At 68.1% G+C, this 25,550-nt stretch carries 24 protein-coding genes and 1 rRNA gene; 13 read left to right on the top strand and 12 right to left on the bottom strand.

From position 1 onward, the window contains the following. Positions 1–2 precede the first annotated feature (2 nt). Complete coding sequence (locus ABD798_RS15015; protein WP_344875053.1) at positions 3–644, bottom strand: TetR/AcrR family transcriptional regulator; 642 nt, start codon at positions 642–644, stop codon at positions 3–5. A gap of 118 nt (positions 645–762) precedes the next feature. On the opposite strand from ABD798_RS15015, the gene ABD798_RS15010 reads away from it, so the two are divergent. From ABD798_RS15010 to lipA, 3 genes are read left to right on the top strand one after another with little or no spacing between them, the layout of a single operon-like run. Then, positions 763–1,287, top strand: a complete 525-nt coding sequence (locus ABD798_RS15010) for a hypothetical protein (protein WP_344875051.1) — start codon at positions 763–765, stop codon at positions 1,285–1,287. Positions 1,288–1,340: 53 nt separating this feature from the next. Continuing rightward, positions 1,341–2,264 carry an oxidoreductase gene (locus ABD798_RS15005; protein WP_344875049.1) on the top strand — a complete coding sequence of 308 codons (924 nt, stop codon included), beginning with the start codon at positions 1,341–1,343 and terminating at the stop codon, positions 2,262–2,264. 30 nt (positions 2,265–2,294) lie between these two features. Then, entirely contained in the window at positions 2,295–3,299 is a 1,005-nt protein-coding gene (gene lipA, locus ABD798_RS15000; RefSeq protein ID WP_344875047.1) for a lipoyl synthase, read from the top strand. Between the two features lie 51 nt (positions 3,300–3,350). Here the strand turns inward: lipA and yidD are convergent, their stop codons facing one another. Further along, positions 3,351–3,752, bottom strand: coding sequence for a membrane protein insertion efficiency factor YidD (yidD, locus tag ABD798_RS14995; protein ID WP_344875045.1), 402 nt, complete (start codon positions 3,750–3,752; stop codon positions 3,351–3,353). Positions 3,753–3,879: 127 nt separating this feature from the next. On the opposite strand from yidD, the gene ABD798_RS14990 reads away from it, so the two are divergent. Both ABD798_RS14990 and ABD798_RS14985 read left to right on the top strand, forming a co-directional pair. Beyond that, positions 3,880–4,608 carry a DUF4191 domain-containing protein gene (locus ABD798_RS14990; protein WP_344875043.1) on the top strand — a complete coding sequence of 243 codons (729 nt, stop codon included), beginning with the start codon at positions 3,880–3,882 and terminating at the stop codon, positions 4,606–4,608. Positions 4,609–4,886: 278 nt separating this feature from the next. Beyond that, positions 4,887–5,549 carry a hypothetical protein gene (locus tag ABD798_RS14985; protein WP_344875041.1) on the top strand — a complete coding sequence of 221 codons (663 nt, stop codon included), beginning with the start codon at positions 4,887–4,889 and terminating at the stop codon, positions 5,547–5,549. Here the strand turns inward: ABD798_RS14985 and ABD798_RS14980 are convergent. Continuing rightward, positions 5,546–5,950, bottom strand: a complete 405-nt coding sequence (locus ABD798_RS14980) for an RDD family protein (protein WP_344875039.1) — start codon at positions 5,948–5,950, stop codon at positions 5,546–5,548. The genes ABD798_RS14985 and ABD798_RS14980 overlap by 4 nt on opposite strands. Positions 5,951–6,142: 192 nt before the next feature. Here ABD798_RS14980 and glnA point away from each other — a divergent pair, with 192 nt between their 5' ends. The 3 genes from glnA (at position 6,143) to ABD798_RS14965 (ending at position 10,345) form a co-directional block, all read left to right on the top strand. Then, positions 6,143–7,567: a type I glutamate--ammonia ligase gene (gene glnA / locus ABD798_RS14975; protein ID WP_344875758.1), complete on the top strand. Its 1,425-nt coding sequence runs from the start codon at positions 6,143–6,145 to the stop codon at positions 7,565–7,567. A gap of 389 nt (positions 7,568–7,956) precedes the next feature. Next, the gene (locus ABD798_RS14970; RefSeq protein WP_344875037.1) at positions 7,957–9,087 is read left to right on the top strand and encodes a cytochrome P450; all 1,131 of its coding nucleotides are present in this window, start codon (positions 7,957–7,959) and stop codon (positions 9,085–9,087) included. Continuing rightward, a complete protein-coding gene (locus ABD798_RS14965) occupies positions 9,059–10,345 on the top strand; it encodes an MFS transporter (protein ID WP_344875035.1) in 1,287 nt (428 codons plus the stop codon). Before ABD798_RS14970 ends, ABD798_RS14965 begins: the two co-directional genes overlap by 29 nt. A 220-nt stretch (positions 10,346–10,565) precedes the next feature. Here ABD798_RS14965 and ABD798_RS14960 read toward each other — a convergent pair whose 3' ends face one another. Next, the gene (locus tag ABD798_RS14960) at positions 10,566–12,869 is read right to left on the bottom strand and encodes a penicillin acylase family protein (protein WP_344875033.1); all 2,304 of its coding nucleotides are present in this window, start codon (positions 12,867–12,869) and stop codon (positions 10,566–10,568) included. Between the two features lie 109 nt (positions 12,870–12,978). Beyond that, positions 12,979–13,551: an ArsR/SmtB family transcription factor gene (locus ABD798_RS14955; protein ID WP_344875031.1), complete on the bottom strand. Its 573-nt coding sequence runs from the start codon at positions 13,549–13,551 to the stop codon at positions 12,979–12,981. Positions 13,552–13,664: 113 nt separating this feature from the next. Between ABD798_RS14955 and ABD798_RS14950 the strand changes: the two genes are divergently transcribed. Then, on the top strand, positions 13,665–14,111 hold the full coding sequence (locus tag ABD798_RS14950; RefSeq protein ID WP_344875029.1) for a hypothetical protein: 447 nt from the start codon (positions 13,665–13,667) through the stop codon (positions 14,109–14,111). A gap of 208 nt (positions 14,112–14,319) precedes the next feature. Here ABD798_RS14950 and ABD798_RS14945 read toward each other — a convergent pair whose 3' ends face one another. Next, positions 14,320–14,751 (bottom strand): UTRA domain-containing protein, encoded by a 432-nt coding sequence (locus ABD798_RS14945; protein WP_344875027.1) that lies wholly within the window; start codon positions 14,749–14,751, stop codon positions 14,320–14,322. Positions 14,752–14,881: 130 nt separating this feature from the next. Here ABD798_RS14945 and ABD798_RS14940 point away from each other — a divergent pair, with 130 nt between their 5' ends. The 4 genes from ABD798_RS14940 (at position 14,882) to ABD798_RS14925 (ending at position 18,993) form a co-directional block, all read left to right on the top strand. After that, on the top strand, positions 14,882–15,376 hold the full coding sequence (locus ABD798_RS14940) for a YfbM family protein (protein ID WP_344875756.1): 495 nt from the start codon (positions 14,882–14,884) through the stop codon (positions 15,374–15,376). A gap of 130 nt (positions 15,377–15,506) precedes the next feature. Continuing rightward, the gene (locus ABD798_RS14935) at positions 15,507–17,507 is read left to right on the top strand and encodes a PEP/pyruvate-binding domain-containing protein (protein ID WP_344875025.1); all 2,001 of its coding nucleotides are present in this window, start codon (positions 15,507–15,509) and stop codon (positions 17,505–17,507) included. A gap of 8 nt (positions 17,508–17,515) precedes the next feature. After that, a complete protein-coding gene (locus ABD798_RS14930) occupies positions 17,516–18,739 on the top strand; it encodes an MFS transporter (protein ID WP_344875023.1) in 1,224 nt (407 codons plus the stop codon). Continuing rightward, positions 18,736–18,993 carry a hypothetical protein gene (locus ABD798_RS14925; protein WP_344875021.1) on the top strand — a complete coding sequence of 86 codons (258 nt, stop codon included), beginning with the start codon at positions 18,736–18,738 and terminating at the stop codon, positions 18,991–18,993. Before ABD798_RS14930 ends, ABD798_RS14925 begins: the two co-directional genes overlap by 4 nt. Before the next feature lie 27 nt (positions 18,994–19,020). On the opposite strand, the gene ABD798_RS14920 is transcribed toward ABD798_RS14925, so the two are convergent. The 6 genes from ABD798_RS14920 to rrf all read right to left on the bottom strand — a co-directional run bounded on the left by ABD798_RS14920 (position 19,021) and on the right by rrf (position 25,402). After that, positions 19,021–22,038, bottom strand: a complete 3,018-nt coding sequence (locus ABD798_RS14920) for a bifunctional [glutamine synthetase] adenylyltransferase/[glutamine synthetase]-adenylyl-L-tyrosine phosphorylase (RefSeq protein ID WP_344875019.1) — start codon at positions 22,036–22,038, stop codon at positions 19,021–19,023. Between the two features lie 21 nt (positions 22,039–22,059). Continuing rightward, positions 22,060–22,284, bottom strand: a complete 225-nt coding sequence (locus tag ABD798_RS14915; RefSeq protein ID WP_344875017.1) for a hypothetical protein — start codon at positions 22,282–22,284, stop codon at positions 22,060–22,062. A gap of 25 nt (positions 22,285–22,309) precedes the next feature. Further along, positions 22,310–23,452: an inorganic phosphate transporter gene (locus tag ABD798_RS14910; RefSeq protein WP_344875015.1), complete on the bottom strand. Its 1,143-nt coding sequence runs from the start codon at positions 23,450–23,452 to the stop codon at positions 22,310–22,312. A 113-nt stretch (positions 23,453–23,565) separates the two neighbouring features. After that, positions 23,566–24,360 carry a type 1 glutamine amidotransferase gene (locus ABD798_RS14905; RefSeq protein WP_344875013.1) on the bottom strand — a complete coding sequence of 265 codons (795 nt, stop codon included), beginning with the start codon at positions 24,358–24,360 and terminating at the stop codon, positions 23,566–23,568. Between the two features lie 10 nt (positions 24,361–24,370). Continuing rightward, on the bottom strand, positions 24,371–25,216 hold the full coding sequence (locus tag ABD798_RS14900; RefSeq protein WP_344875011.1) for a GNAT family N-acetyltransferase: 846 nt from the start codon (positions 25,214–25,216) through the stop codon (positions 24,371–24,373). Positions 25,217–25,285: 69 nt separating this feature from the next. Then, positions 25,286–25,402: ribosomal RNA gene (rrf, locus tag ABD798_RS14895) — 5S ribosomal RNA — on the bottom strand. Between the last annotated feature and the right edge of the window lie 148 nt (positions 25,403–25,550).

The raw sequence follows: 25,550 nt of genomic DNA, 5'->3' as shown, positions 1-25,550 counted from the left end.
ACTCATTGCCCAGTGGTGACCGCGCGATCCGTCCACCCGGTCTCCTTGAGCGCGCGCAGCCCGGCCACCACGCTCTCGATGCAGCGGCCGATCTCCTCGCTGGCCTTCTTCTGGTCCTCGGCTGCGACGATCATGGTCGCGCCCCCGGCCAGCGCGCCGAAGAGCAGCCGGGCCATGGGCTCCTCCGGCAGCTCGCCGATCAGCCCGGAGTCCATGAGTCCGCTCACCGCCGTGCGGACGAGCCCGAAGCTGAAGCGCTCCTCGGCCTGCTTCCACGCCTCGTAGCCCATCACCACCGGCCCCTCGTGCAGCACGATCCGCTGGTAGGCCGGTTCCAGGCAGACCTGGAGGTAGGCGCGCAGGCCCTCCATCGAGGTCTGCCACACGTCGCCGGGCTGCGAGACGATCTCCGCGAGCCGGCCGAGCATGTCCTGCTCCACCGCGTCGAACGCGGCCTCGAACAGGCCCTGCTTGCCGCTGAAGTGGTGGTAGAGCGCGCCCTTGGTGACCCGCGCCCGCTTGCACACCTCATCGAGGGACGTGCCCGCGTAGCCGCGCTCGGTGAACAGCACCACGGCCCCGTTCACCAGGGCTTTCCTCGTGGATTCCGAATAGTCCACCCGTCGCGGCCGCGCTGTCGCCATGCTCACAACACTACGACATACCGAGAGTACGTACCGATGGTATGGTGACCGTGTCGGCCATACCGACGGTATGGCGCAAACCAAGAGTATGACCGCGATCACGACTGGGAGGCAGGCCATGAGCTGGGACGACTTCTACCGTCGCCGCGACGCGCTGGACGCGGCAGTGGCCACCGCTTGCACCCACCCGGACACTCAGCTGCCGGTGGTCACCGAAGATCCGCTTGCGGGATCGAGCATGAACGCGATCGAGGACCTCAGCACCGCCGAAGGCGTCGCACAGGCACTGCACTACCGCTGGATGCTGCTGCTGACCTCGCGCGTGGACCTCGCGCTGCTGGAGGCCGAGCGCACCGGCGGCGACCTCGTCGAGGCCGTCACGTCCGCGTGGCACCGCACCGCCGAGACCGAGCCCGCGCTGCGCCGGGTGCTCGACGCCAACCCCGTCCCGGCCGCCTCGCTCGCCCGGGAGCACCGCATGCTCGCGCTCGCGGCCGAACTCGCCTGCGCGGGCGATTCCGACGAGAACATCGAGCGGATCGGCGCCGCGCTGCTCGGCCTGGTGCGCAGCGCGCCGAAGCCCGTCGCGCCGCGTTGCTCCCCGCTCAGCGGACTGCTGCGCAAGCTCGCGCTGAGCGCCTGACACCCTGACAATCCGCACTGGCAGGACTGGCTACTCACAGGTAGGCATGAGACATGTCGAAGTGGACCACGGCCGACATCCCCGACCAGTCGGGCAGAACGATCCTGATCACCGGGGCGAACTCGGGCCTGGGTCTGGCCAGCGCGACGGCGTTGGCCTCCCACGGCGCACGGGTACTGCTCGCCTGCCGCTCCCCTGAACGAGGGACCTCGGCGCTCGCCCAGGTCAGCGAGGTGGCGACCGGGGAGCTGCCGGAACTGGTGCAGCTCGACCTCGCCGACCTGTCCTCCGTGCGCAAGGCCAGCGAGGAGATCCGCGAGCTCACCGGTGACCGGCTGCACGTGCTGATGAACAACGCGGGCGTGATGGGTCCGCCGCTGCGCAGGACCGCCGACGGCTTCGAGTCCCAGATCGGCACCAACCACTTCGGGCACGCCGCGCTGACCTGGCTGTTGATGCCCGCGATCACCGAGCGCGTCGTCACGCTGTCCTCGATCGGCCACCGCAGGGGCGGGCTGCGCGTGGACGACCTCAACTTCGAGCTGCGCCGCTACAGCCCCGTCACCGGCTACGGCCAGTCCAAGCTCGCCAACCTGCTGTTCGCCTTCGAGCTCAACCGCAGGCTGGCGAAGGCGGGCTCGGAGGTGCTCAGCGTCGCGGCGCACCCCGGCTTCACCAAGAGCGAGCTGTCGAACAACATGGCCCGCGCCCGCGGCAGCAAGGTGCTGGAGCGCGGCGCCGACCTGGTCAACCAGGTGATCTCGCAGGACACCGTGACGGGCGCGCTGCCCCAGCTCTACGCGGCGACCATGCCCGACGTGCGCGGCGGCGAGTACTTCGGCCCCGGTGGGGTGTTCGAGCTGTTCGGCTCCCCCGGCCGCGCGCGTGCCTCAGCCGACGCCCGCGACCAGGTGCTGGCCCGCAGGTTGTGGGTGGTGACGGCCGAGCTGACCGGAGTCACACCCGACCCCTCCTGATTTCCGGACGAACGGGCGTAGGCTGGGCGTGTGACCGTGGTTCCTGAGGGCCGCAAGCTGCTGCGGCTGGAAGTTCGCAACAGCGAGACTCCCATCGAGAAGAAGCCCTCGTGGATCAAGACGAAGGCGAAGATGGGCCCGGAGTACTCCGAGCTCAAGAGCCTGGTCAAACGCGAGGGCCTGCACACGGTGTGCGAGGAGGCCGGCTGCCCCAACATCTACGAGTGTTGGGAGGACCGCGAGGCCACCTTCCTCATCGGTGGTGAGCAGTGCACCCGCCGCTGCGACTTCTGCCAGATCGACACGGGCAAGCCCGCCGCGCTCGACCGCGACGAGCCCCGCCGCGTCGCCGAGTCCGTCCAGGCCATGGGCCTGCGCTACTCGACGGTGACCGGGGTGGCCCGCGACGACCTCGAGGACGGCGGCGCCTGGCTCTACGCGGAGACCGTTCGCCAGATCCACGAGCTCAACCCCGGGACCGGCGTCGAGCTGCTGATCCCCGACTTCAACGCCGACCCCGCGCAGCTGGCCGAGGTCTTCGGCTCGCGCCCGGAGGTGCTGGCGCACAACCTGGAGACGGTGCCGCGCATCTTCAAGCGCATCCGCCCCGCCTTCCGCTACGAGCGCTCGCTCGAAGTGATCACCAAGGCCCGCGAGGCCGGTCTGGTCACCAAGTCCAACCTGATCCTGGGCATGGGCGAGGAGCCGGAGGAGGTCACGGCCGCGCTGCACGACCTGCACGAGGCGGGCTGCGACATCATCACCATCACCCAGTACCTGCGGCCCAGCCCGAGGCACCACCCGGTGTCGCGCTGGGTGAAGCCGCAGGAGTTCGTTGACCACTCGAAGAAGGCCGAGGAGATCGGCTTCGCGGGTGTGATGGCCGGACCGCTCGTGCGCTCCTCCTACCGCGCCGGGCGCCTGTTCACCCAGGCCGTCAAGCACCGCGGCGAGGAGGTCCCGGAGAACCTGCGCCACCTGAGCGAGCAGGGCACCGCGGCCCAGGAGGCCAGCGCCGTCCTCGCCCGCCAGTAGTTCTTGGGTTACTGGAAGGGGCCGCACCCGTGACGGGTGCGGCCCCTTCCGCTATCCGCAGGCCGTGACGCGCGCGGCGGCCAAGCGCAGTCCGCTGCGCCCGCCGTGCCGGTGCACCGCGTCGACCGCGAAGGCGCTGCACGAGACCGACTGCGGGCACGCGACCGTGAACCGCGAGATCAGCGCCTGGTAGCCGCGCAGCGCGCCGAGGGCGAACCGCCTCGACGCTGCACCGTCGCCGACCATGCGCGAAGCGGCCATGAGCAGGGCGGACGGCCTGGGCAGCAGCGTGAAGTTGCCGCCACCGCCACCGCCTCCACCGTCGCTGCCTCCCCCGCCACCACCGTCACTGCCGCCGCCCCCGTCGGCGCCGGAGGAGTTGCAGCCGCCTCCGCTGCCGTTGTTCGAGGAAGCGGCCCCGCTCCACCCGCCGTTGCCTTTGCGTCGTGCCATCGCGGACCCCTAACGATGCTTGAGTTGGCGCATCGGACAGGTTTCATGTTCCCGACTTCCAGGGGCGCACGCCAGGAACTCGTCATCCCGGCGCAGCTCCCCTCCGGAGCGGCCGTATCCTGGAGGCATGGCCCCCAAGCTGGACAAGGCAGCCGCCAAGGAAGCGAAGCTCGCACGCCGCAAGGCGTCCCGTGAGCGTCGCAAGCAGATCTTCGAGGCGTTCAAGATGCAGCGCCGCGAGGACCGCGGCCTGATCCCGTGGATGGTCGGCGCCTTCCTGGTGGTGACGGGCGCGATCTTCGCCCTCGGCCTGATCTGGGGCATGCACTGGGTGTTCCTGGCGCCCGGTATCGCCTTCGGCGTGCTCGCCGCCGTGGTCGTCTTCGGCCGCCGCGTGCAGCGCAACGTCTTCACGAAGGCCGACGGCCAGCCCGGCGCCGCCGCGTGGGCGCTGGACAACATGCGCGGCAACTGGCGGGTCACCAAGGCCGTCGCGGGCACCACGCAGCTCGACGCCGTGCACCGCGTCGTCGGCCGCTGCGGTGTCGTGCTCGTCGGCGAGGGCGCTCCGCACCGCGTGAAGCCGTTGCTGGGCCAGGAGAAGAAGCGCATCGCCAGGGTGATCGGCCAGACCCCGATCTACGACCTGATCGTCGGCAACGAGGACGAGCAGGTCAAGCTCAAGGACCTCCAGCGGCACATGACCAAGCTGCCCCGCAACATCACCAAGGCGCAGGTCGAGGTCATCGAGACCCGGCTCTCCGCGCTGGCGGCACGCGGCGCCTCCATGCCGAAGGGCCCGCTGCCCCAGGGCGCGAAGATGCGCAACGTCCAGCGCGCCATGCGCCGCCGCTGACGCTCGCTCGCCACGGAAGCCGGGTCCGACTGGGCCCGGCTTCCGTCGTTTCAGTGCCGCCGGAGGTTCGCTGGTCTTCAAGACCACCCAACCCCCTTCTCGATCATCGCTAACCGCCCCCTACCTCGACATGGCCCGGCGTCGCCGAACACGCGCCCCCTGTCCCTCTTTCCGGCCGCAAGCTTTCACTGGCCGCAGGGCTGCATCCTGGCGTTTTAGCTGCTCAGCTGGTCTCAAATCGTTCCAGCGGGGCACTCGCGCCGAGATACGTTCCGTCGGTGACGAACGCCAGCCCGCTGAGCGAGGAAGAGATCCGGGACAAGGTCCGCGCCGCGATGCTCCTCGGCAAGCAACGCAAGGCCGAACTGAGGAACACCGCCCCCGCCCCGGTGGTGGAATCCGCCCCGGAAACTGTTCTGCTGCCCGTCCTGCGCAGCACTTCGCACCACCCGCCGCTGCTGGACATGCCGCACTTCTCGGTGATCCCGGGCGAGCTGACTGCGACCCTCGCCGAGGTGTGGTGGACCCCGGAGAAGCGCATCAGGATGCGGCACATCACGCAGGCGATGCTCGGCGGCCGCGACTTCGACACCTTGGCGGGAGAGGCTGTCGGCAACCTGATGGAGACCGTCGAAGTCCGCGTTTCCGAGGACCCCGCACCCGACGCGGTCATCAGCCTGGAACGGGCCGGGCTCGCCGCCTCCGCTATCGCTTTCCCGCCGCTGCACGGCTTCCTGGCGAAGATGCTGAAGTCCGACGACGTGCTGATCGCGCTGCCCTGCCCCGACAAGTTCTTCGCCGTTCGCGCCGACTCGCGCTGGACGGAGAGCATGCGGGAGATGGTGCTGGAGTCCGGTTACGAGCCCGACCCGCTGATCCCGTCCCTGATCCGCATGGACGGCACGGGAGCGCGGGTGATCGCCCAGCGCCCCGGCGGCTAGCGGGTGGTGAGAACGGCGGTGCTGACGACCTTGTCGTGCAGGCCGCGCCCGTCGTCGTCGCTGACGACGGCGGGAACCACCAGGCACAGCAACAGGGTCCGCACCAGCACGCGGCCCGGGTCGGGGCGGAGGCCGTCGATCTTCGCCAGGCGCAGCCCCGCCACCGCGTAGCCCAGGGTCCTGCCGAACAGCGAGTGCGAGATGACCGTCACCGCCGCGAAGACCACGATGGCCGACAGCGACGGGTTCGTGGTGAGGAAGTAGCCGACGGCGGCGGCGGGCAGCCAGTCCACGACCAGCGCGAGGACCCTGCGGCCGAAGCCCGACAGCGAGCCGGGACCTTGCGCGGGGAAGCCGAACCGCGCTCCGGGGTGGGTGACGGACTCCGGTTCGGTGCTCACGCTGTCAAGGGTAAGACCGGGTGGCGGCAGTGCCCCGACCAGGTGGGTCAAGGCACCGGTCCGGGTTGCCGTTAACACTGAGGAAACACTGGGGTAGCGGTCGAGCAACACCGCGGACCTAGCGTCAGAGCCATGTCAGCGGCAATCCCGTGGCTGACGGACAAGCTCACGTGCGTGAAGGAGCCAACGAGGGTGTTCACCAATCCCGACGAGGTCCTGCGCTTCATTTCCGAAGAGGACGTGAAGTTCGTCGACGTCCGGTTCAGCGACTTGCCGGGCATCATGCAGCACTTCAACGTGCCCGCCAAGGCGTTCACCGCGGACGCGATCGCGGAAGGCATGGCCTTCGACGGCTCGTCGGTCCGTGGCTTCCAGCAGATCCACGAGTCCGACATGCTGCTGCTGCCCGACCTGGCGACCGCCCGCCTGGACCCGTTCCGCGCCGAGAAGACGCTGATCGTCAACTTCTTCGTGCACGACCCGCTGACCCGCGAGCCCTACAGCCGCGACCCGCGCAACATCGCCCGCAAGGCCGAGCAGTTCATCGCGGAGTCCGGCGTCGCCGACATCGCGTACTTCGCGCCCGAGGCCGAGTTCTACCTGTTCGACTCGATCCGCTTCTCCAACACCCAGAACTCGTCGTTCCACGAGATCGACTCCGAGTCGGGCTGGTGGAACACCGGGCGCGAGGAGGAGGGCGGCAACAAGGGCTACAAGGTCCGGTACAAGGGCGGCTACTTCCCCGTCTCCCCGACCGACCACTACGCCGACCTGCGCGACCAGATCTCGCTGAAGCTCGCCGACGCCGGCTTCGAGGTCGAGCGCGCGCACCACGAGGTCGGCACCGCCGGTCAGACCGAGATCAACTACAGGTTCAACACGCTGCTGCACGCGGCCGACGACCTGCAGCTGTTCAAGTACATCGTGAAGAACACCGCTTGGGCCGCGGGCAAGACCGCGACCTTCATGCCCAAGCCGCTCTTCGGCGACAACGGCTCCGGCATGCACTGCCACCAGTCGCTGTGGAAGGACGGCGCGCCGCTGTTCTACGACGAGTCCGGCTACGCCGGCCTGTCCGACACCGCGCGGCACTACATCGGCGGCATCCTGCACCACGCCCCGAGCCTGCTCGCCTTCACCAACCCCACGGTGAACTCCTACCACCGCCTGGTGCCCGGCTACGAGGCTCCCGTCAGCCTCGTGTACTCCCAGCGCAACCGCTCCGCGTGCGTGCGCATCCCGATCACCGGCAACAACCCCAAGGCCAAGCGCGTCGAGTTCCGCTGCCCCGACTCCTCGGGCAACCCGTACCTCGCCTTCGCCGCCATGCTGATGGCCGGTCTCGACGGCATCAAGAACAAGATCGAGCCGCCCGCGCCGATCGACAAGGACCTCTACGAGCTTCCCCCCGAGGAGGCCAAGGACGTCCAGCAGGTCCCCACCTCGCTCGAGGAGGCCCTGGACAACCTGGAGAAGAACCACGAGTTCCTGCTGGAGGGCGGCGTCTTCACCGAGGACGTCATCGAGACCTGGATCGCCCTCAAGCGCGAGCAGGAGATCGACCCGATCCGCCTCCGCCCGCACCCCTACGAGTTCGAGCTCTACTTCGACGTGTGACACGTCAGCACGAAGGCCGAGGGCCGGGCGACCGTTGTGGTCACCCGGCCCTCGGCCTTTGCACGGCACAACTTCACCGCCTGCGAATATCACAAGAACTCCAACTCGTCCCCAGAATGCATCGGATCCACCCGTAAGAGTGGACAGATCGCCATTCTCGGGCGTTCACTTTCGCAATCGATGCGCATCGCCTAACGTTTTACCCGTCAGATGAACCAGGGAGGGATTCACATGACGATGATTGTCCGACTCAGCTCGTGGCTCCGCGGCGAAAAGCTCATCGCCCGACGGTCTTACGCCACCCAGTACGGGGGAACCTGATTCAGATCGAGCGGGGTGCCGACACCGGTCGGCACCCCGCTCTTTGATTTCCTTCGGGGGGAGGAAAAGTGTTGCACAGGCACCCTTCGCTCTGGTCGTACATCCTCGAGTGGGATGCTCTGGCAGCGAAAGGCAAGAAGTGGACGTGGCTCAACGACCGAGAAGTCGTCCTGCTCGATCCGGAACTCATCCTCGACGTCCTCAATGACAGGACCGGACGCTACGAGGACCAATCAGCTTTCTTCAGGACGTCTTCCAGAGCACCGCTCTGCCCACGATTGCGCCGCCAGATGTCCGGCAGCCTCATGCGCGTGCTCAGCGCGAACAAGCTTTGCCCGAGCAGGACCGTCCCCGCGCTCGTTGGATCAGCACACCGCGTACCAGGCCTCGGAGTCCGCCTGGTGTCGATGATGTTCACCGAAGAACTAGGACTGAACCTGAACGGCGCGGGGGAGATCGTCGACGAGTACCTCCGCAAGATCATCGTCGAACACGATCTCCTGGGCACCCGACTGGTTCGAGTCAACCGCCTCTTCACCGGGCTCGTCTCCAGGCTGGCGGACTGGTTGAAGTTCGAGTACCAAGCACAAGATCCACCGAGGAACATCTTCGACGTCGCCCTCTCCGGGCTTCCCGAACTCGACCACACCGAGGCCGCCGAGCTCGCCCTGCGCCTCGCGCTCTCCGTCACCGGATTCACAGGAGTCGCACTCGAGTGGGCGCTCGTGCACGGCAGCGAAGACGTGGAACACAAGAACGCGTTGTCCCGTTTCGGAGCCCACAACGTGCTGCGAGAGAGCCAACGCCTACTGCCAACGGCCTGGAGACTGGTTCGCCGCGCCAGCACAGATCATTCGTACGGCGATCTGAGAATACCCGCCGGAACTACGGTCATCCTCTCCACGGCGACCGGCCAACGCAATGAGAGCGAGTGGAGCAACGGAAGCAGTCTTTGCCCTTCGCGCTGGAACGAGTCCGCACCGGCGAACTTCTACATACCTTTCGGGCAAGGAGCGAACTCCTGTCCAGCGAAGATTCTGGCACCGAGAATAATCAGCGAAACCGTCTTGGCAATATCGAAAAAGGCAACCGTCTCGTTCGCATCCCGCCAGCCCAGAAAGCCAACAGTCGGATCACTGCTCGGACTCCCCAGAGGTAGGATTACTTTCCATGTCCGTGCCACGCGCGCAGAGCGCTGACAACGAGCCAGGCGTGTCACTGAAAGGGCATCGGGACTTCCGGCACTTGTGGGCCGCCGATGCGGTGAGCCAGACGGGGACGCAGTTCGCCGACTTCGTGATTCCGGTTCTGGCGGTCGTCTCGCTCGGCGCGACACCGTTCCAGGTCGGACTGCTCGACGCGAGTCACACGATCGCCTTTCTCCTGATCAGTCTTCCGGCGGGCGCCTACCTGGACCGCATGCGGAAGAGACCGGTCATGCAGGTGGCGAACCTGATGCGTGCGCTCGCGCTGCTGCTCATCCCCATCGCCCACTTCGCCGGTTTCCTGTCGTTCGGCGTTCTTTTCGCATCGGCGGCGGTGGTCGGGCTGGCCTCGGTGCTGTTCGACACGAGCTACGCCGGATATCTGCTCCCGCTGGTCGGCTCGGAGCGGCTCACCGCCGCGAGTTCCCGTTTGCAGGCGACGAACTCCGTCGCACAGATCGGTGGACCGGCGATAGCGGCGCAGTTGGTCAGGATCGTGGCGACACCGGTGATCCTCCTCTTCACCGCACTGTCCTTTATGGCCTCAACGCTTCTGCTGTCGCGGATCACGATGGTGGAAACCGTCGAGCCGCCGAAGAGCAAACCGAAGCTCTGGCCGGACATCGTCGCGGGACTGCGCCTCATCAGGAACCAGCCAGTCATCAGGTCGATCACCGCGAGCACGTTCGTTCTCAACGCGGTCATGGGCGCGGAGAGCGCGGTGCTGGCCATCTACGTGCTGCGGGATCTCTCGCTCGGCACCACCGCGCTCGGCGTGTTCCTGTCGGCGGGCGCGGTCGGCGGGCTTCTGGGCGCGGCATTTGCCAACCGCATCAGCGAAAAGGTCGGCTCCGCGCGGGTGGTGACAGCGTCCGCGGTGCTGTTCGCGCCCGCGTTCCTCCTGCTCGCGCTGAGCGGAAATCTGGGCGGCCTCGCCACGCTCCTCGTCGGGGCGGCGCTGTTCCTGCGGAGCTTCGCCGTCGTGCTCTTCAACATCTGTTCGGGAGCGCTGCGTCAGCGCACGACGCCGAAGGACATGCTCAGTCGAGTCGCGGCGTCGAACCGGTTCATCACGTGGGGAATCATCCCGGTCGGGAGCCTCGTCGGCGGCGCGCTCGGCGAAGTTCTGGGCGCGCACGGCGTGCTGTGGGCCGCCGCCGTCGTCTCGGTGCTCATCCCGCTGCCGATCCTCTTGTCACCACTGCGAAAACTGCGGGTCTTCCCGAAGGAGTGGGACGTCCACGCGAGCTGAACCCATGAGCAGCAGTTATCTCTCTTCTGAGCCATGGCCGTACCACCGCACGGCCGCCGTCGACGGCGGCTCACGGTGGCATAAGGTCAAGCGCCACAACGGAATGACCATCGGCGAGGGGTCGTTTGACGATCGCGCGCCCGACACCTCGGCCGCCGCTGGTCGCAACGACCTCCTGCCCAGGCGTGGCCCCCGCCCCCTGGACGGGGGCCACGTCGACTCAGCGTTGACGCACTTCGACCACGCGAAGGCCAGGTGAACCCATGATGTCCTTCTCGCAGAACCGTTCGGTTACCCACTGCTTGCGCGAATACAGCTTGGTCTGGTCGCTGTAGTGCGGTGAAGCGGGGTTCATCGACTGCGAGTACGCCATCAACGTCGAACTGTCCGGGCACGCACTGTTGTTGAACGACAAGGCGTGCAAGTAGGTCGCACCGTGCTGCATCTCGGAGTAGCCCTTGGCCGGGTCCCACGGGCCGGAAACCGCGTTGAATACGCCCAAGTTGCCCGCCGCGCCGCCGATCGGAATGCGCTCGCCGTTGCGGACGACGTAGTTGTGGTCGCCCCACGGCGCATTGAGCGGGATCTTCGCGGCGCGAAGCTCGGCAACAGCGTGGGTCAGCGCCTTCGCGACTCCGGGTTCGTCGGTGTTCAACGTGTTAGGCGTGGCAACGGGATTGGCCGCGTCGAACGGCACCTTCCACTGGGCCGGACTTGGCACCGTCGTGCGCAGCTTCGCCCAGAAGCGGTCGAAAAGGAGCGCCCCGCGGCTCTCGACATCGAACCTCTTGTCCCAAGTGGACAGTGCGTCGCACGCTTCCTTCACGTCGGCGGGCATTGTGCGGCACAGGCGGACGAGGTCGTCGACAGCAAGCTCCGCGAGGTGGCTGCGATTGGCGAGCATCAAGTCCTGCAAGGCTTCCTTGGTGAACTTCGCCTTCGCGAGCTGCTCCTCGATGGCGGTCAGGGCGCTTCGAGTGCGAGGGCTCCGCGAGGTGTTCGCAGTGCCGAAGATCCGCGAGAAGCCGTTGATCGGCTGCCGAGGATTGGTCAGCCAGTAGCTGTCGTTGGAGTTCTCGACGTAGTCAGTGCGGCTCAGCGCGGGCAGGCTGTCCGGGCCGAACGTGCCAGGCTGCACCGCGTCGCGGTCCTGACCCCAACCGCAGTTCGAGCGCGAGCCGTCGAACACCGCGATTCCACGGTCTGCGTAGGAACGCTTGCCCAGCTCGGTGTTGCATTCGGCAGCTCTGGCATCGGTCACGTTCGGCACGACGTGCAGCTGCCGATAGGACGCGTCGCCGCGCGAATCGGTCGCGAAGACGTTCATCCACGCCAGGCCTTGGGTTTCCTTGAGACCGCGCATGGCCTCGTCGGAAGTGCGGGCCTGCATCAGCCGAAGCGTCGAGTTCCCCATACGGATGTTCTGCGCATTGGCATCGGCAAAAGCGAACGCTGTGTCCACGGTCCACGGCAGTACCTGCTCGCCGAGCTTATGGATGATCGGGCCGTAGCGCGTCCACCACTGCGGCTTGGTGACCTTTTCCGCGCCACCGCCGGGTTTTGCGACAGTGACCGTGACATCGCGCCGCGTCATAGCTTCGGCTTTCCCGTCCACCAAGTACTTCGTCGGCGATCCCGGAACGAGCTTCAGCTCGAACAGCGTGAAGGTCCTGGTCGTGTCGGCCGCCGTGCCGCCCCACGCCATCGTTGAGGTGTGGCCGAGCCACAGCAGGGGCAATCCGACCACGCCCGCGCCGCTGGCGTTCAGCTTTCCGGGAATCGTCAGGTGCGACTGCCACAACCGCAGATCCGGCGCGTGCCACGGCAGGTGCGGGTTGGCGAGGGACATTCCCTTGCCGTTCACGGTCGCCGCGCTGCCAAGAGCGATCGCGTTGCTGCCGAGATCAGCGTCCTCAGTGGACACTGGGGCCGCCGCGGAAACGATTCCCGCCGCCGCTCCGCCTTGCCCGAATGCCATTCCCGACGCGTACATGTGCCGGTAGACATCGAGCTCGGACATCGGTCGGAGCCAGGCCGCGCCCTTGCACCCCGGGTCGGTGATCCGGTTCTCGCGCAGGAACTGGGTCACGCCCGCCGCGTAGCCAGACACAGCGTCGCGAACCTCCGGCGCCGGGCCGAGCTTTCCTTGTTGCGCCACAAGGCGTTCGACGATGCCGGAGTCGTTGATCCCCTGGTAGTACAGGTCGCTGGCGAGATTCGTCGGAGTCTGCGCGAGGATGCCCTTCGGCGCGGTTTCGCCACCGAGGTAGCGGGATCGGGTCGCCGAGGTCGTGAGCATGGTGTCGGCGAGCGCGCACACGTTGTCGGTCGCCGCCGCGTACCCCTGGCCGAAACCGAGGTCGCGGTAGGAGTTCGCGACGATGTGCGGAATGCCGAACTCGGTGTAGCGAATGGTGGCCGAGAGGCCGCGCCCGTGGGGCTGGTCGGCGATCGCCACCGCGCCGCTCGTGGCGACGAGCCCCAGCGCGACCGAGATCGCCGCGAGTTTGCGTCTGGCTAACACGGATGTTCTCCTTCTCAAGGAGTTGCGTACTCGATAAGGCACGCCCATCGGGCGCGTTGTGCGTTTCTTCCGTCCGTGCCGCCGAGTGGCCGCTCGGCGGCACGGGTCCTCACTTCCCGTCAGGATCGGGAAAGGCGATGAAGCGCACGAGGACTTGCCTGGCTTCAGCAGGCATCTCCTCCGGTGCGCGCCAGTAGCGCTTCAACAGCGCCTTGTACTCGTCGAAGAACTGCGTGAACTCGCTTCGCGTGAGCCCCACCGTCCCCCGCGTGAACGCGACCGTGTCCGCCCATTCGGAGTCGCCAAAGCGTTCCTCCTGGTCGTAGCGGTGCCACGCGGCGAGGTCCTCGGCGATCTCGGTGGTCCTGAGCTCGCTGAGCAACTTCACCGCTTCCGGGCTCAGCTCCCGCGCCGACGGCACTCGCAGGTTCCGCGAGCGCCTGCGCCACCACCGCTCCTTCCCCTTGCCCAGCGCCGGGTCCTCCTCGACGAAGCCGTGCCGCTCCAGCTCGCGCAGGTGGTAGCTCGTCACCCCGGTGTTGCGTTCCAACGCCGCGGCGAGCGTCGTCGCCGAGGCCGGACCGCGCCGGAGCTCGGCCAGGATGCGCCTTCGGAGCGGGTGCACGAGTGCCTTCAGCATGGCCGGATCGGCCATGTCCTCCGGCTGCGGCGGTGTGGTCACGGGGCGAGGCTAGCGTGCACAGAAACTTGTGCACAGACTTCTGTGCACAGTTCCGGGTTTCCCCTGAGGCCGGTCAGCCCACGCTGTGAATCAAAAACGCTATCGTTCACAAGGTGTACGAGCTGCTCAGCGGCCTCACCGGCTTCGAACCGGCGCCGCGCACGGATCTCAAGGCACTCCGGGCCGCCTGCCACGACGCCGCGCGGCGCACCGGCGGCCAGGTCGTCGACTTCGCCGAAGCTCAGATCGCGATGAGCTACCACGCCGCCCTCATCGCCTACCGCGACGAAACCGTGGCCGTGCTCGCGAACGCGTTCCACCCGCTCCTCGCCATCGCCGAACCGCCGCGCCCGCACGAGTTCCGCCCACCGTTCCGCGAAGCCCCCGAGCTGGCCGCCGCCCTCGCCGAGCACGAGCCGTTCCGCGTGCTGTCCACTTCAGACCTGGACCGCGCGCTGTCCACTGTGGACATCAGTCGCCTGACGAATGCCGAACACCGCGAACTCCGCACCTGGCAAGCGGAGACCGTCGGCGACGTCATCTTCAACCACTGGGACTAGGCCCGGTCCTGTCGGTCATCAGGTTCGCCGGTCTTCAAGACCACCCAACCCCCACCCCAACCGTCTCCAACGACAGCAAACCCCCGCAAGGCCGCAGGGTTTGCGGCGGTTAACGATGATCAACAGCAGGGTTTGCGGGTCTTGAAGACACCCCAACTCCAGCGACACCGTGACCGGAACACAAAGCTCAACCACTGGGACTGAGCTGTCAGACAGACAGCTGATAGCGAAGGCGGCGGCCCGCCGCGGTCATTCGCATGACGCTCACTTCGAAAGGCGTTCCCGCACACAGGGAACGGCGGATCAACTGGAGCACGGGTTCTCCGCGCAGGTCGAGCTGCTCGCGCTCCTCGTCGGTCGGATTGCGCGCGGACACGTCCTCGACCGCCTGCTCGACGCGATATCCCAGCTCCGCGAGCAGCGTCACGGCACCACCGCGAATCTTCCGCAACTCGGCCAAGCCCGTGCCCCGTGCGAGTGAAGCCGCGTAGTAAGAGTCCGTCAGCTCCACGGGTCGATCGTCCACAAGCATCACCCGCCGACGGACGACCACCGGCTCACCGAGCGGAATTCCCAGCGCGGCAGCGATATCGGAGTCGGCGGGAAGCTCCGTCACCTCGACGAGCCGTTGCTTCCCCACGCCACCTTGTCGAGCAGCCTCGTCCGCCCACGGATCACCGCCAGGCTTCAGGTACGAGGTCGAGACACTGAGCCACTCACCGGTCATTCTCCGCCTCCCGATCACGGCTTGTAGCCTTCCCGTCGTGGGAATGGACGGCAACTACCTCCGGGTCACGCAGGAGGAGCTGGAACGGGCGCTCGACGACCCGAACGGCTTCCGCGAGGAAACCCAGGACCGGCTCGACGACCTGGCGGACGCCGACCTCCCGCCCGAGGAAGCCCGCTACCTGACCACGCACAAGGCGTGGCACGCGATCGCCTTCCTGCTCGGCCGCGCGGAGTTCCACGTGGACGTCGTGCACGGCGAGGGCGAGATCGCCGAGGAGGAGGACTGGGGCTACGGCCCGCCCCGCTACCTCAGCGCGGACCAGGTGGAGTCGGCGGCGGAGGCGCTGGCGGTGCTCGACTTCGACGAGCTGCTCGACAGCACGGACCCCAACGACCTGACCGAGGCGGACGTCTACCCGCTCACCTGGGACGAGGAGGACGCGCTGGAGTGGGTCGGCCATTGGTTCAAGCCGATCCCGGCCTTCTTTTCGGCAGCGGCCGAAAAGGGCGACTCGATGATCCTCTGGATCGACTGAGCAGCGGTTATAACGGCGTGATCTGATCCGTCACGTTTGTGGGCTACACATCCTATGACCTACCTCTCCACGCGAGAGTTTTGCGCGAACTCATCCTCCGAGTATCTTTCGCATGTCATGCGGGGAAACAATGCGGAAAGAGGACGAGTTGTACACCGGTGCCGTTGAGACGGACGTCACGAAACATTCTCTGGTCGGCGAACGACTCACCCTCGCCGCCTTCGACCAGCTCTCCGGGACGCTCTCCGGCTACCGCTTCGTCAAGCTGTTGGTGGACCGCGAACTGGGGCTCATCCACTTCATCAACAACGCTGAGCACCAGTTCCACGCCGAGTACATCGCCGAACGCATTCTGAAAATCCCGTACTCCGAAATGCTCGGGACCATCGACGAGTACAACCAGACCTTTTACCACGAGCCGGACCGGCGCTTCTGCCTCGGACTTCTCTCGCTGCACGACCGCGACGGCGGGCGTTTCCTCGCGCTGGAGACCGTCGAGGTCGACACCATGCCGGCGGAAATGATCAAGTTCTTCTTCGAGTTCGTCCGCGACAACGTGGACGCGGCGCTGCCGCTGGTCTTCAAACCCGCATCGCACCTCCAAGAGCGCCACCTGCTCGACATTCCCGCCGGCGAGCTCCCCCGGATCCAGGCGCACGAGCTCTTCGCGAGCAGCCGCTACGTGCCGCTGAACACCGGGACCACCCGAGGACGGCTCCGCGCGTTCCGCACGCAGGTCGAGTACCGCGCCGCGGCGGAGTCGTTGGAGTGGTTCGACATCATCGCGATGGACCGCGTCCCCGACGACATCCCCCGGCTGGCCGGAGTGATCAACAGCGAGCCGACGACGCCGCTGTCGCACACGAACGTCCTCGCCTCCGGCTGGGGCATCCCCAACGCCGTGCAGCTCGGCGCGCTCGAACTCATCGACGAGCGCGGACTTGACGGCGAGTGGGTGGAGTACGGCGTCGACGCGAGCTCCACCGAGATCGTGCTCCAGCGCGCGGAGAAGCCCGCCGACATGCCGGAGCCCGCGTGGCGCAGCGCCCGGATCACGTTGGAGGAACCGGAAACCGACGCGACGCCGATCGTCGCGCTCGACCGGCTCCGCATGCGCGACGGGCACCGCTACGGCACGAAGGCCGCCAACCTCGGCGAGCTGGGCCACGTCCTGACGCACGGCTCGGAGCGACTGCTCGGCTTCTACCAGGTCCCGCGCCCGCCGAGGGCGAACCTGCTGATGTACTCGGCGAAACTGCTCGGCGTCCCGGAGAGCGCGAACCTCAACCAGGCCGCGTGGCGCTCGCTCTCCGAGCACGTGAGCATCCCCAGGGGCATCGCCGTGCCGTTCTCGGTGCAGCGCCGCTTCCTGGAGTCCTCACCGCGCATCCAGCAGGCGATCGGCAAGCTCAAGATGGCGCTGGAGCTGGGCGCCCGCGAGATCGACCCGGTCTGCATCGAGCTGCAACGGCTGGTCAAGGCGACGCGGATGCCCGAGGACCTGCGCCAGGAGATGGACAGCGCGATCTTCACCCACCTCGGCGGAGTGCGTCGCTTCGTGATCCGCAGCTCCTCCAACGCCGAGGACCTCGCCGGGTTCTCCGCAGCGGGCATCTACGAGTCGGTCAACCAGGTCGTCACCGCCGACGAGATCTTCACCAGCGTGAAGCGGGTGTGGGCGTCTCTGTTCTCCTCGCGAAGCGTCCGGTTGCGGCAGCAGGCCGGGATCTCCCAGGACGACTCCTACATGGGCGTGATCGTGCAGGAGGAGGTCCAGGCCCCCATGGGCGGAGTCCTGGTCACGTGCAACCCGATGAGCCGCGCGGACTTCCGCAACGTCTACCTCAACGTGTCCCGGCAGTCGGTGGCCGACGTGGTCTCCGGCGACTCGGTGCCGTTGCAGTACCTCTACAACACGATCGAGGGCGGCGGGCGGACGGTCTCGCTGGGCGACGCGGCCGAGGACCTGGACGAGCAGAGCCGGAACCTGTTGCAGCACTTGGCACTCGCGGGCCGGTTCCTGCAATCGCACTTCTCGCCCGACTACACCTTCGCCACGCCGATGGACATCGAGTGGGTGGCCGACTCCGAGCGCGTGCACATCGTGCAGCTGCGCCCCTACGCCAACTGAGGACGACCGTGCTGAAGTCCAAGCCGGTCATCCGGCTCATGATCGGGTTCCAGCTGTTCTTCGGGCTGCTGCTGTGGACCCCGATCTTCTTCGAGTACCAGCGGCAGCTGGGCATCTCCGTCGCCGACATCCTGGCCATCCAGAGCATCTACTACGTGGCGTTCTGCCTGCTGGAGATCCCGACGGGGATGATCGCCGACCGGATCGGCTACCGCCGCTGCATGCTCGCGGGCGGCGCGGTCCTGGTGGTGTCCAACGTGATGCCGGTGTCGGTGCCCTCGTACTGGGGCTTCCTGGTGCACTTCCTGCTGATCGCGCTCGCCCGTTCGCTGGTCTCCGGCGCCTCCAGCGCCTACCTGTACGAGTACATGGTGGCCAACGGCGAGCGCGAGCAGTACAAGCAGGCCGAGGGCAGCGCGCGCTCCTACAGCCTGGTCGGCAAGGTCGTTGGCTGGCCGCTGGTCGGCCTGGCCATGCAGCTGGAGATGACGCTGCCGTACTGGCTGACCGCCGTGAGCGCGGTCCTGGCCGTGGTGATGGCGTACCGCCTGCCGCCGCTGCCGGACAGCGTCCGCAAGCCGACCGCACCGGTGATCACTTCCGTGCGCGAGTCGCTCGGGTTGTTGCGCCGCACGCCGATGCTGCTGCTGTTCATGGCGCAGGGCGTCGCGGTGTTCACGCTCGGGCGGATCTGCCAGGTGAACCTCTTCCAGCCGATCCTCACCGCCGACAACGTCCCGCTGGTCGCACACGGCATGGTGATGTCGCTGATGAGCGTGTTCGAGGCGCTGGGCTCGGCGCGCCCCGGCATCATCCGGCGCTTCCTGACCGACTCCCGCGCGGTGTTCGTGCTGACCGTGGTCATGGCGGGCACCCTGGCGCTGACCGTGCCGGGCAACGGGATCGCCACGGTGGCGGCGCTGTGCGTGTTCGCGCTGGCCATGGGGCTGTCGTTCCCGATCCAGCGGCAGCTGATCAACGACGCCATCCCGCCGACGCCCTACCGCGCCACGCTGCTGTCCATCGAGTCGATCATCGATCGCGGGGTCTGCGCCCTGGTCGCGCTGGCGCTGGGCAGCTACCTCGCCGAGGGCGCGCTCGCCGAGTTCCTGCTGCTGTCCGCCGGTGCCTCGGTCGTGCTGATGGCGATCCTGCTGGCCGTGCTCCCGCTGGTGCGGCGGCGGGTCACGCGAGGTGGAGATGCGGCCCAGGAGGTACTGTCCGCCCCGTGACCGAGGTCTACGAGGAACCCACCAGGATCGTCACCCACTACTTCGACAACCTGGCCGACGCCGTCGAGGCGCTGGAGGCCACCGAGCGGCTCAGCCTCGGGGTGCGGCTGCACAACCGCACCACGCCCGAGACCGAACCGGACGGCACCGAGGTGCTCGCCGAGGAGTGGGTGGTCGAGGTCTACGACGCCCCGCCGATCGAGAGCGAGGACGACTCCGAGGAGGAGGACGAGGAGTCCTCCGACGACGAGTGAGCGAAGGGGCCGGGAACGGCCCCTTCTTCACGCGTAGAACAACTTCTCGACCGCGGTGCGGGCGCGCCGGGTCGTGCGCCGGTAGGTGTCGGCGAACTCGCCCGGGTCCATGGAAGCCGGGTAGCCCAGCGCCCGCACCGTCGCGGCCAGCTCCCTGCCCTGCGCGGGCACCTGGTCGGTCGGCTTGCCTCGGACCAGGGTCACCGCGTTGCGCGTGCGCGTGGCGAGTTTCCACGCCGCATCAAGCACTTCGACGTCCTCCGGCCCGATGAGCCCTGCCGCCCCCGCAGCCGCCAGACCGTCCACAGTGGACGTCGTGCGCAGCTCGGGAACACGGTGCGCGTGCTGGAGCTGGAGCAGCTGCAACGTCCACTCCACATCGGACAGTCCGCCGCGGCCGAGCTTGGCGTTCATCTTCGGATCGGTCCCCTTGGGCATCCGCTCGGCCTCGACCCTGGCCTTGATGCGCCGGATCTTCACCACCTCGGCGTTGTCCAGCCCGCCCTCGGGGTAGCGAACAGGGTCGATCATCTCCCGGAACCGCTCGCCCAGCTCGGCATCGCCGGCAACGGGGCGCGCCCGCAGCAGCGCCTGGAACTCCCAGGTCTCGCCCCACTGCGCGTAGTAGGACCGGTAGGACTCCAAAGTCCTTGCCAGCGGCCCGTTCCGCCCCTCCGGCCGGAGGTCAGCGTCCACGTGCAGTGCCGGGTCCTGGCTCGGTGCGCTCAACAGTTTCCGCACCTGCTCCGCGACGGCCGAGGCGTACTTCACCGCCGCGCTGTCGTCGAATCCGTCCAACGGCTCGCAGACGAAGAGCACGTCCGCGTCCGAGCCGTAGCCCAGCTCGTTCCCGCCGAGCCGCCCCATCCCGATCACCGCGAGCCGGGCCGCGCGCTCGCCGCGCTCAGCGCACACCGCGCGCTCCGCCGCATCAACGGCCGAACCCAGCACCGCCGACCACACGCTGCTCAACGCCTGGCACACGGCGGGAAGTTCGATCAGGCCAAGCAGATCCGCGCTCGCGACGCGCAGCAGCTCGTGCCGCCGGAACGACCGTGCCGCGATCACCGCCTGAGCCGGGTCGGAGTGCCTGGCGACCGCGCTGCGCAAGGACTGCGCGACCTCGGCCGGATCGCGCTGCGCCAGCTCCTTGGTGTCCGCGAGTAACCGCAGCACCTCGGGCGCGCGCACCAGCAGGTCCGGGATGACCTTCGCGGTGCCGAGCAACGTGGCCAGACGCTGTGCGACCGCGCCCTCGTCCCGCAGCAACCGGAGGTACCACGGCGTGTTCGCCAACGCCTCCGACACCCGCCGATAGGCGAGCAGCCCGCCGTCCGGATCTGGCGTGCTGGCAAGGAGATCCAGCAGCACGGGCAGCAGCGCGCCTTGAATCGCCGCGCGCCGCGTCATGCCCTCGGTGAGCGCCTGGATGTGCCGCAGCGCCCCCTCCGGCGAGGTGTAGCCGAGCGCCGCGAGCCGCTGACCGGCCGCCTTCGGCGTCAGCCGCAGCTCTTCGGTCGGCACCCGCGCCACGGCTTCGAGCAGCGGCCGGTAGAACAGCTTCTCGTGCAGCCGCCGAACCCTGTTGGCGTGCCTGCGGAACTCCGCGACGAGCACTTCGCCGCTGCTCCGCCTGCCATCCGCCCGGATACCGGAAGCCCTTGCCAGCCAACGCAGCGCGGCGCGATCGTCATCGGCGGGGAACAGGTGGGTCCTGCGCAGGCGTTGGAGCTGCAAGCGGTGTTCGAGCAGCCGCAAGAACCGGTAGGAGTCGCTCAGCTCCGCCACGTCGGCGCGGCCCACGTACCCGCCCGCCCCCAACGCGGCCAACGCGTCCACAGTGGACTGTTCACGCAGGTCCTCGGCCGTGCGACCGTGCACCATCTGGAGCAGCTGCACCGCGAACTCGACGTCGCGCAGCCCCCCACGGCCGAGCTTCAGCTCGCGCTCGCCGAGCCCGACCGGCACGTGCTCCTCGACCCGCCGCCGCATGGCCTGCACGTCGGCGACGAAGTCGTCGCGGTCGGCGGCCGTCCACACCATCGGCCGGACCGCGTCCACGTGCCGCTGACCGAGCTCAAGATCTCCGGCGACCGGGCGCGCCTTCAACAGCGCCTGGAACTCCCACGTCCTGGCCCACCGCTTGTAGTACGCGAGGTGGCCCTCCAAGGTCCTGACGAGCGCGCCCGCCTTGCCCTCCGGCCGAAGCGCCGCGTCGACCTCGAAGCACGCGGCCCCCGCGATCCGCATCATGGCGCTAGCCAACCGTGTAGCCGGGCCGAGTTCCGAGTCAGGTTCGGCGACAAAAACAACATCAACATCGCTGACGTAGTTCAACTCACGCGCGCCGCACTTGCCCATCGCGATCACCGCGAGCCCGCAGCGCAGCGGCCCGACCTCGGCGGCCCCGATCGCGAGCGCTGCTTGCAATGCGGCCACCGCGAGGTCCGACAGGCACGCCGTCACGGCCTCGTATGCGGGAATCGGAAGCGAGGTCTCGACCACGTGCGCCAAATCAGCGGCGGCGATGCGCAGCAGCCAAGCGCGATAACGCGACTTCAGCACGCGAATCGCCTCAGTGCTGGGCAAAGTGGCCATGGTGCCCTCAGGCGTCCCCGGGTTCCCCACGGCGGGATCGGCGCCCACCGCGCTGAGCAGATCCGCGATCAGCTCGTCCTGGCCGGGCAGCTCCGTGGGCATCCGCCCGTCCAGTTCCCGCCACAGGTCCGGGTTGGCCGCGAGGAAGTCGGTGAGCGCGGTCGAGGACCCCAGCACTCCGAGCAACCGCCCGCGCACTCCGGCGTCCGCCATGAGCGCCCGCTCCAGCTCGCCCCACCCCTCGCCGAGCGCGTCGTGCAGCCGGTCGAGCCCGCGCAGCGCCAGGTCAGGATCGGGGCTGCGCGACAGCGCTGCGAGCAGGACGGCCGCGTGCTCGGCGGGTCCGCCCGCCAGCCACCAGCCGAACCCGCGGAGCAGTTCCTCGGCTCGCTGTTCGGTCAGCCCGAACCGCGCCGGCGACGGTGCCGCGTGTGCTCGATTGCTCATCGAGCACAACCGTAACGGTCGCTACCCCAGGACGATGACGTACAGGCCGTAGAGCACGACCGCGACGCAGCCAGCGAACGCGAACGCCGCCGCCGTGGTGCCCCCGGCCCCCGAACCGCCCTTCGCCTTGGCCTCGCCCCTGCTGACCACGCCGCGGATGCCCGCGACGTAGAGCACGACGAGCACGAGCACCGCAGCCAGGCTGGCCACGAAGACCTCACCGAGCCCGGCCCAGTTGATGTTCACGGTTCTCCCCGTCCTGCTGGGCGGATCAGGCGGCCGCGCGCGCGGCCTGCGGACCGGTCTCGCCGGCGATCTCGTCGACGACGTGCTCCGGGTGGATGGGCTTGCGGCGCGCGGCGATGTACAGGCCGATGGAGACGCCGATCCCGGCAAGCGCCACGATGATCACGCCGACGGTGCCGAAGGAGGCGATCTCCCCGGCCAGCGCGCCGACGACCCCAGCGGCCGGCAGCGTGAGCAGCCAGCCCGCCGCCATCCGGCCCGCGACGCCCCAGCGGATCTTGGCGCCCTTGCGGCCGAGACCGGAGCCCATCACCCCGCCCGAGGCCACGTGCGTGGTGGACAGCGCGAACCCGACGTGCGAGGACGCGAGGATCACCGTGGCCGCGCTGGTCTGCGCGGCGAAGCCCTGCGGCGACTCGATCGTCGTCAGCCCCTTGCCCAGGGTCTGGGTGATCCGGCCACCGCCGAGGTAGGTGCCCAGCGCGATCGCCACACCGGCGCTGACGATCACCCAGACCGGCGGACCGGAGCCCGCGGGCAGCGATCCGGCGGTGATCAGGGTCAGCGTGATGATGCCCATCGTCTTCTGCGCGTCGTTGGTGCCGTGCGCGAGCGAGACCAGCGAGGCCGAGATGACCTGCCCGATCTTGAAGCCCTTGCCGACGACGTCGGGGGAGGAGGTGCTCCGGGTGAGCCGGTAGGTCAGGAAGGTCGCCAGCCCGGCGATGATCCCCGCGACCAGCGGCGCGGCCACGGCGGGCACCAGGACCTTCTCGGCGACCTTGGCGAAGTGCACCGCGTCCATCCCGGACGCGACCCAGGTGGCGCCGATCAGGCCGCCGAACAGCGCGTGCGAGGAGCTCGACGGCAGCCCGAAGTACCAGGTCACCAGGTTCCACATGATCGCGCCTATGAGCCCGCCGAAGATGATGGCCGGGTCGATCAGCGCCTCGTCGACGATCCCGCCGGAGATGGTCTTGGCCACCTCGACCGAGAGGAACGCCCCGACCAGGTTCAGCACCGCCGACAGGGCGACCGCGGTCCGCGGTCGCAGCGCGCCGGTCGCGATGGAGGTGGCCATCGCGTTGGCGGTGTCGTGGAAGCCGTTGGTGAAGTCGAAGGCGAGCGCCGTGAGGACGACAACGATTACGAGTAGAGAGGCATCCACACTGATCCTCCGGCAGTGCTGACATCGTCGGACAAGACGCTACCGGGCCGGGGTGGGCTCTTTCGCGCCCACTCGGGTGCCACCTGCGCCTGGCTATGGACAACGGACACAAATCACACCAAAGGAAGGGTGCGGCCCAGACTTGCGGAGGGGCGCGGGCCTTCCTCGGCCAGTCGAACGAACCGTTGCGTGAAGGGCTCCCACGTTTCCGCCAGGTCCTGGTGGAGCTGGTCGAGCCCTTCCCTGGTGAAACCACCGCGTGGAGCCAGCCGGGCCGCGTCCGGATCGGCCGCCGCCCAGTCCAGCACCATGTCGGTGGTGGTCTCGATGTGGAACTGCACGCCGTAGCCGCAGCTGCCGACCAGGAAGGCCTGGTTCTGGCAGCGCGGTGAGGACGCGAGCAGCTGCGCTCCCGGGGGAAGACTGCTGATCTCGTCATTGTGGAACTGCACGACGTCCGGCGTCCACGGCAGATCTGCGAACAACGGGTCGGTGCTGACCGAATCGCGCTTGGCGACCAGCCTGCCGCCGACCTCGGGCCCGTCCTCCATCGGCCGCACGATCCCGCCGGTGGCGGTCGCGAGCAGCTGCGCGCCGAGGCAGATCGCCAGGGTCGGCAGGTTCCGCGTGACCGCCTGGGCCAGGAGCTTGCGCACCGAGGCCAGCCACGGATGACGCAGCTCGTCCAGCGCGCTCGCGTCACCGCCGAGGCAGACCACGCCCTGGTAGCCGTCGAGCGTGGCGGGCAGCGGCTGCTCCGACGCCAGGACGACGTCGAACTCCGCGCCGGCGCCGCGCAGCCAGTCGGCGAGCGTGCCGAGCGGGTTCGTCCGGCACAGTTGGACGACCAGCAGCCGGGTCGCGCGCGCCGGCTCGGGCGCTCCGCTCACGGGATCGGGCGTGGACATGTCGTAGAGCCTAGTTCCCTTGTCCCAAAAGGACATTCGCGGTGTCGTGCACGGGAAGGTAGCCAATGCGCTGGTAGATGGCGTTGGACACAGGATTGTCGATGACAGTGAAAAGAACCACACAGTCGGCGCCCGCTCCGGCCGCCCAGCTCGACATCGCCGCCGTGATCCCGGAGGCGTAGCCGTTGCCGCGCTGCTCCGGCGGTGTGTAGACGAAGCTCACCCTGCTCATCCCGCCCACCGGCTTGCTCGCCTGCGCGCAGGAAACGGGCTGTCCGTCGACCTCCCAGATCAGCACCGTGGTTCCCATCTCAAGGGCCTGCCTGAGTCCGGCTTCAGCACCGTGGATGTCGAGCTCCACACCCAGCACACGTGAGAAATCCTTGCGCCACAACGAAAGCAGCTCAACATCAGCTTCGTCCGCGCCCCTGGCCGAGCCTCGCACCACCGGCGGCACGAGCGTGCCGAGCCGGTAGAGCCGTTCCCCGCGCTCCACCCGCCACGGTCTCCCCGTCAGCTCCTGCCAAGCGTTCGCGAACGCCTCGGCGACCTCAACGGGCCCGTTGACCGTGGTCAGGTCCGGCAGCAGTCCGTGAACCTCGGCGGCGACGGCGTTCACCGCGGAGAGCGGAAGCCCGCTCACCCCGAGCGGATAGGGCGGAGTGCGGAACACGGCTCCGGTGAGGAGACCGTCCTCGTGCACGGTGATCAACGGACCGACGTCGTCCTGGTACGCGGTTCCCAGCCTCGGCACCAGCGCCGCGAGCGGGATCGTGTGTGCGGCCGGGTCCGCGAGGTACAGCGCCTGAGCGGCGTCCCAGAACCCGGCGAGGTCGGCGTGCGTGCGCAGCTCCATGCGCATGTCCTACCCCAGACATGCCGATGGGGGAGACCGAATAAATCGGTCTCCCCCATCGGAAAGATTGTTCGGCGGCGTCCTACTCTCCCACACCCTCACGAGTGCAGTACCATCGGCGCTGGAGGGCTTAGCTTCCGGGTTCGGAATGGGACCGGGCGTTTCCCCTCCGCCATAACCACCGAAACACTATGGAATTCACAACACCAACCAAACTCCACTCACCCTGCCGAGACCACCCCACAAGAGGGCTTGGTCTCCACAAAGGGAGCGTGTCTTGGTTCTGGGTTGTTCTCCCAGAACCGCACAGTGGACGCGTAGCATGTTTGTAGTC

This window comes from Allokutzneria multivorans (assembly GCF_039537405.1).
In the GTDB taxonomy this organism is placed as follows: Bacteria; Actinomycetota; Actinomycetes; order Mycobacteriales; family Pseudonocardiaceae; genus Allokutzneria; species Allokutzneria multivorans.
This window is presented reverse-complemented; position numbering and strand designations above follow the sequence as displayed.

Excerpts from the sequence above, each read along its gene's own strand:
- ABD798_RS15015 (WP_344875053.1), bottom strand. The coding sequence starts at position 644 with ATGGCGACAGCGCGGCCGCGACGGGTGGACTATTCGGAATCCACGAGG.
- ABD798_RS15010 (WP_344875051.1), top strand. The coding sequence starts at position 763 with ATGAGCTGGGACGACTTCTACCGTCGCCGCGACGCGCTGGACGCGGCA.
- ABD798_RS15005 (WP_344875049.1), top strand. The coding sequence starts at position 1,341 with ATGTCGAAGTGGACCACGGCCGACATCCCCGACCAGTCGGGCAGAACG.
- yidD (WP_344875045.1), bottom strand. The coding sequence starts at position 3,752 with ATGGCACGACGCAAAGGCAACGGCGGGTGGAGCGGGGCCGCTTCCTCG.
- ABD798_RS14990 (WP_344875043.1), top strand. The coding sequence starts at position 3,880 with ATGGCCCCCAAGCTGGACAAGGCAGCCGCCAAGGAAGCGAAGCTCGCA.
- ABD798_RS14965 (WP_344875035.1), top strand. The coding sequence starts at position 9,059 with ATGTCCGTGCCACGCGCGCAGAGCGCTGACAACGAGCCAGGCGTGTCA.
- ABD798_RS14940 (WP_344875756.1), top strand. The coding sequence starts at position 14,882 with ATGGACGGCAACTACCTCCGGGTCACGCAGGAGGAGCTGGAACGGGCG.
- ABD798_RS14935 (WP_344875025.1), top strand. The coding sequence starts at position 15,507 with ATGCGGAAAGAGGACGAGTTGTACACCGGTGCCGTTGAGACGGACGTC.
- ABD798_RS14920 (WP_344875019.1), bottom strand. The coding sequence starts at position 22,038 with ATGAGCAATCGAGCACACGCGGCACCGTCGCCGGCGCGGTTCGGGCTG.
- ABD798_RS14905 (WP_344875013.1), bottom strand. The coding sequence starts at position 24,360 with ATGTCCACGCCCGATCCCGTGAGCGGAGCGCCCGAGCCGGCGCGCGCG.
- ABD798_RS14900 (WP_344875011.1), bottom strand. The coding sequence starts at position 25,216 with ATGGAGCTGCGCACGCACGCCGACCTCGCCGGGTTCTGGGACGCCGCT.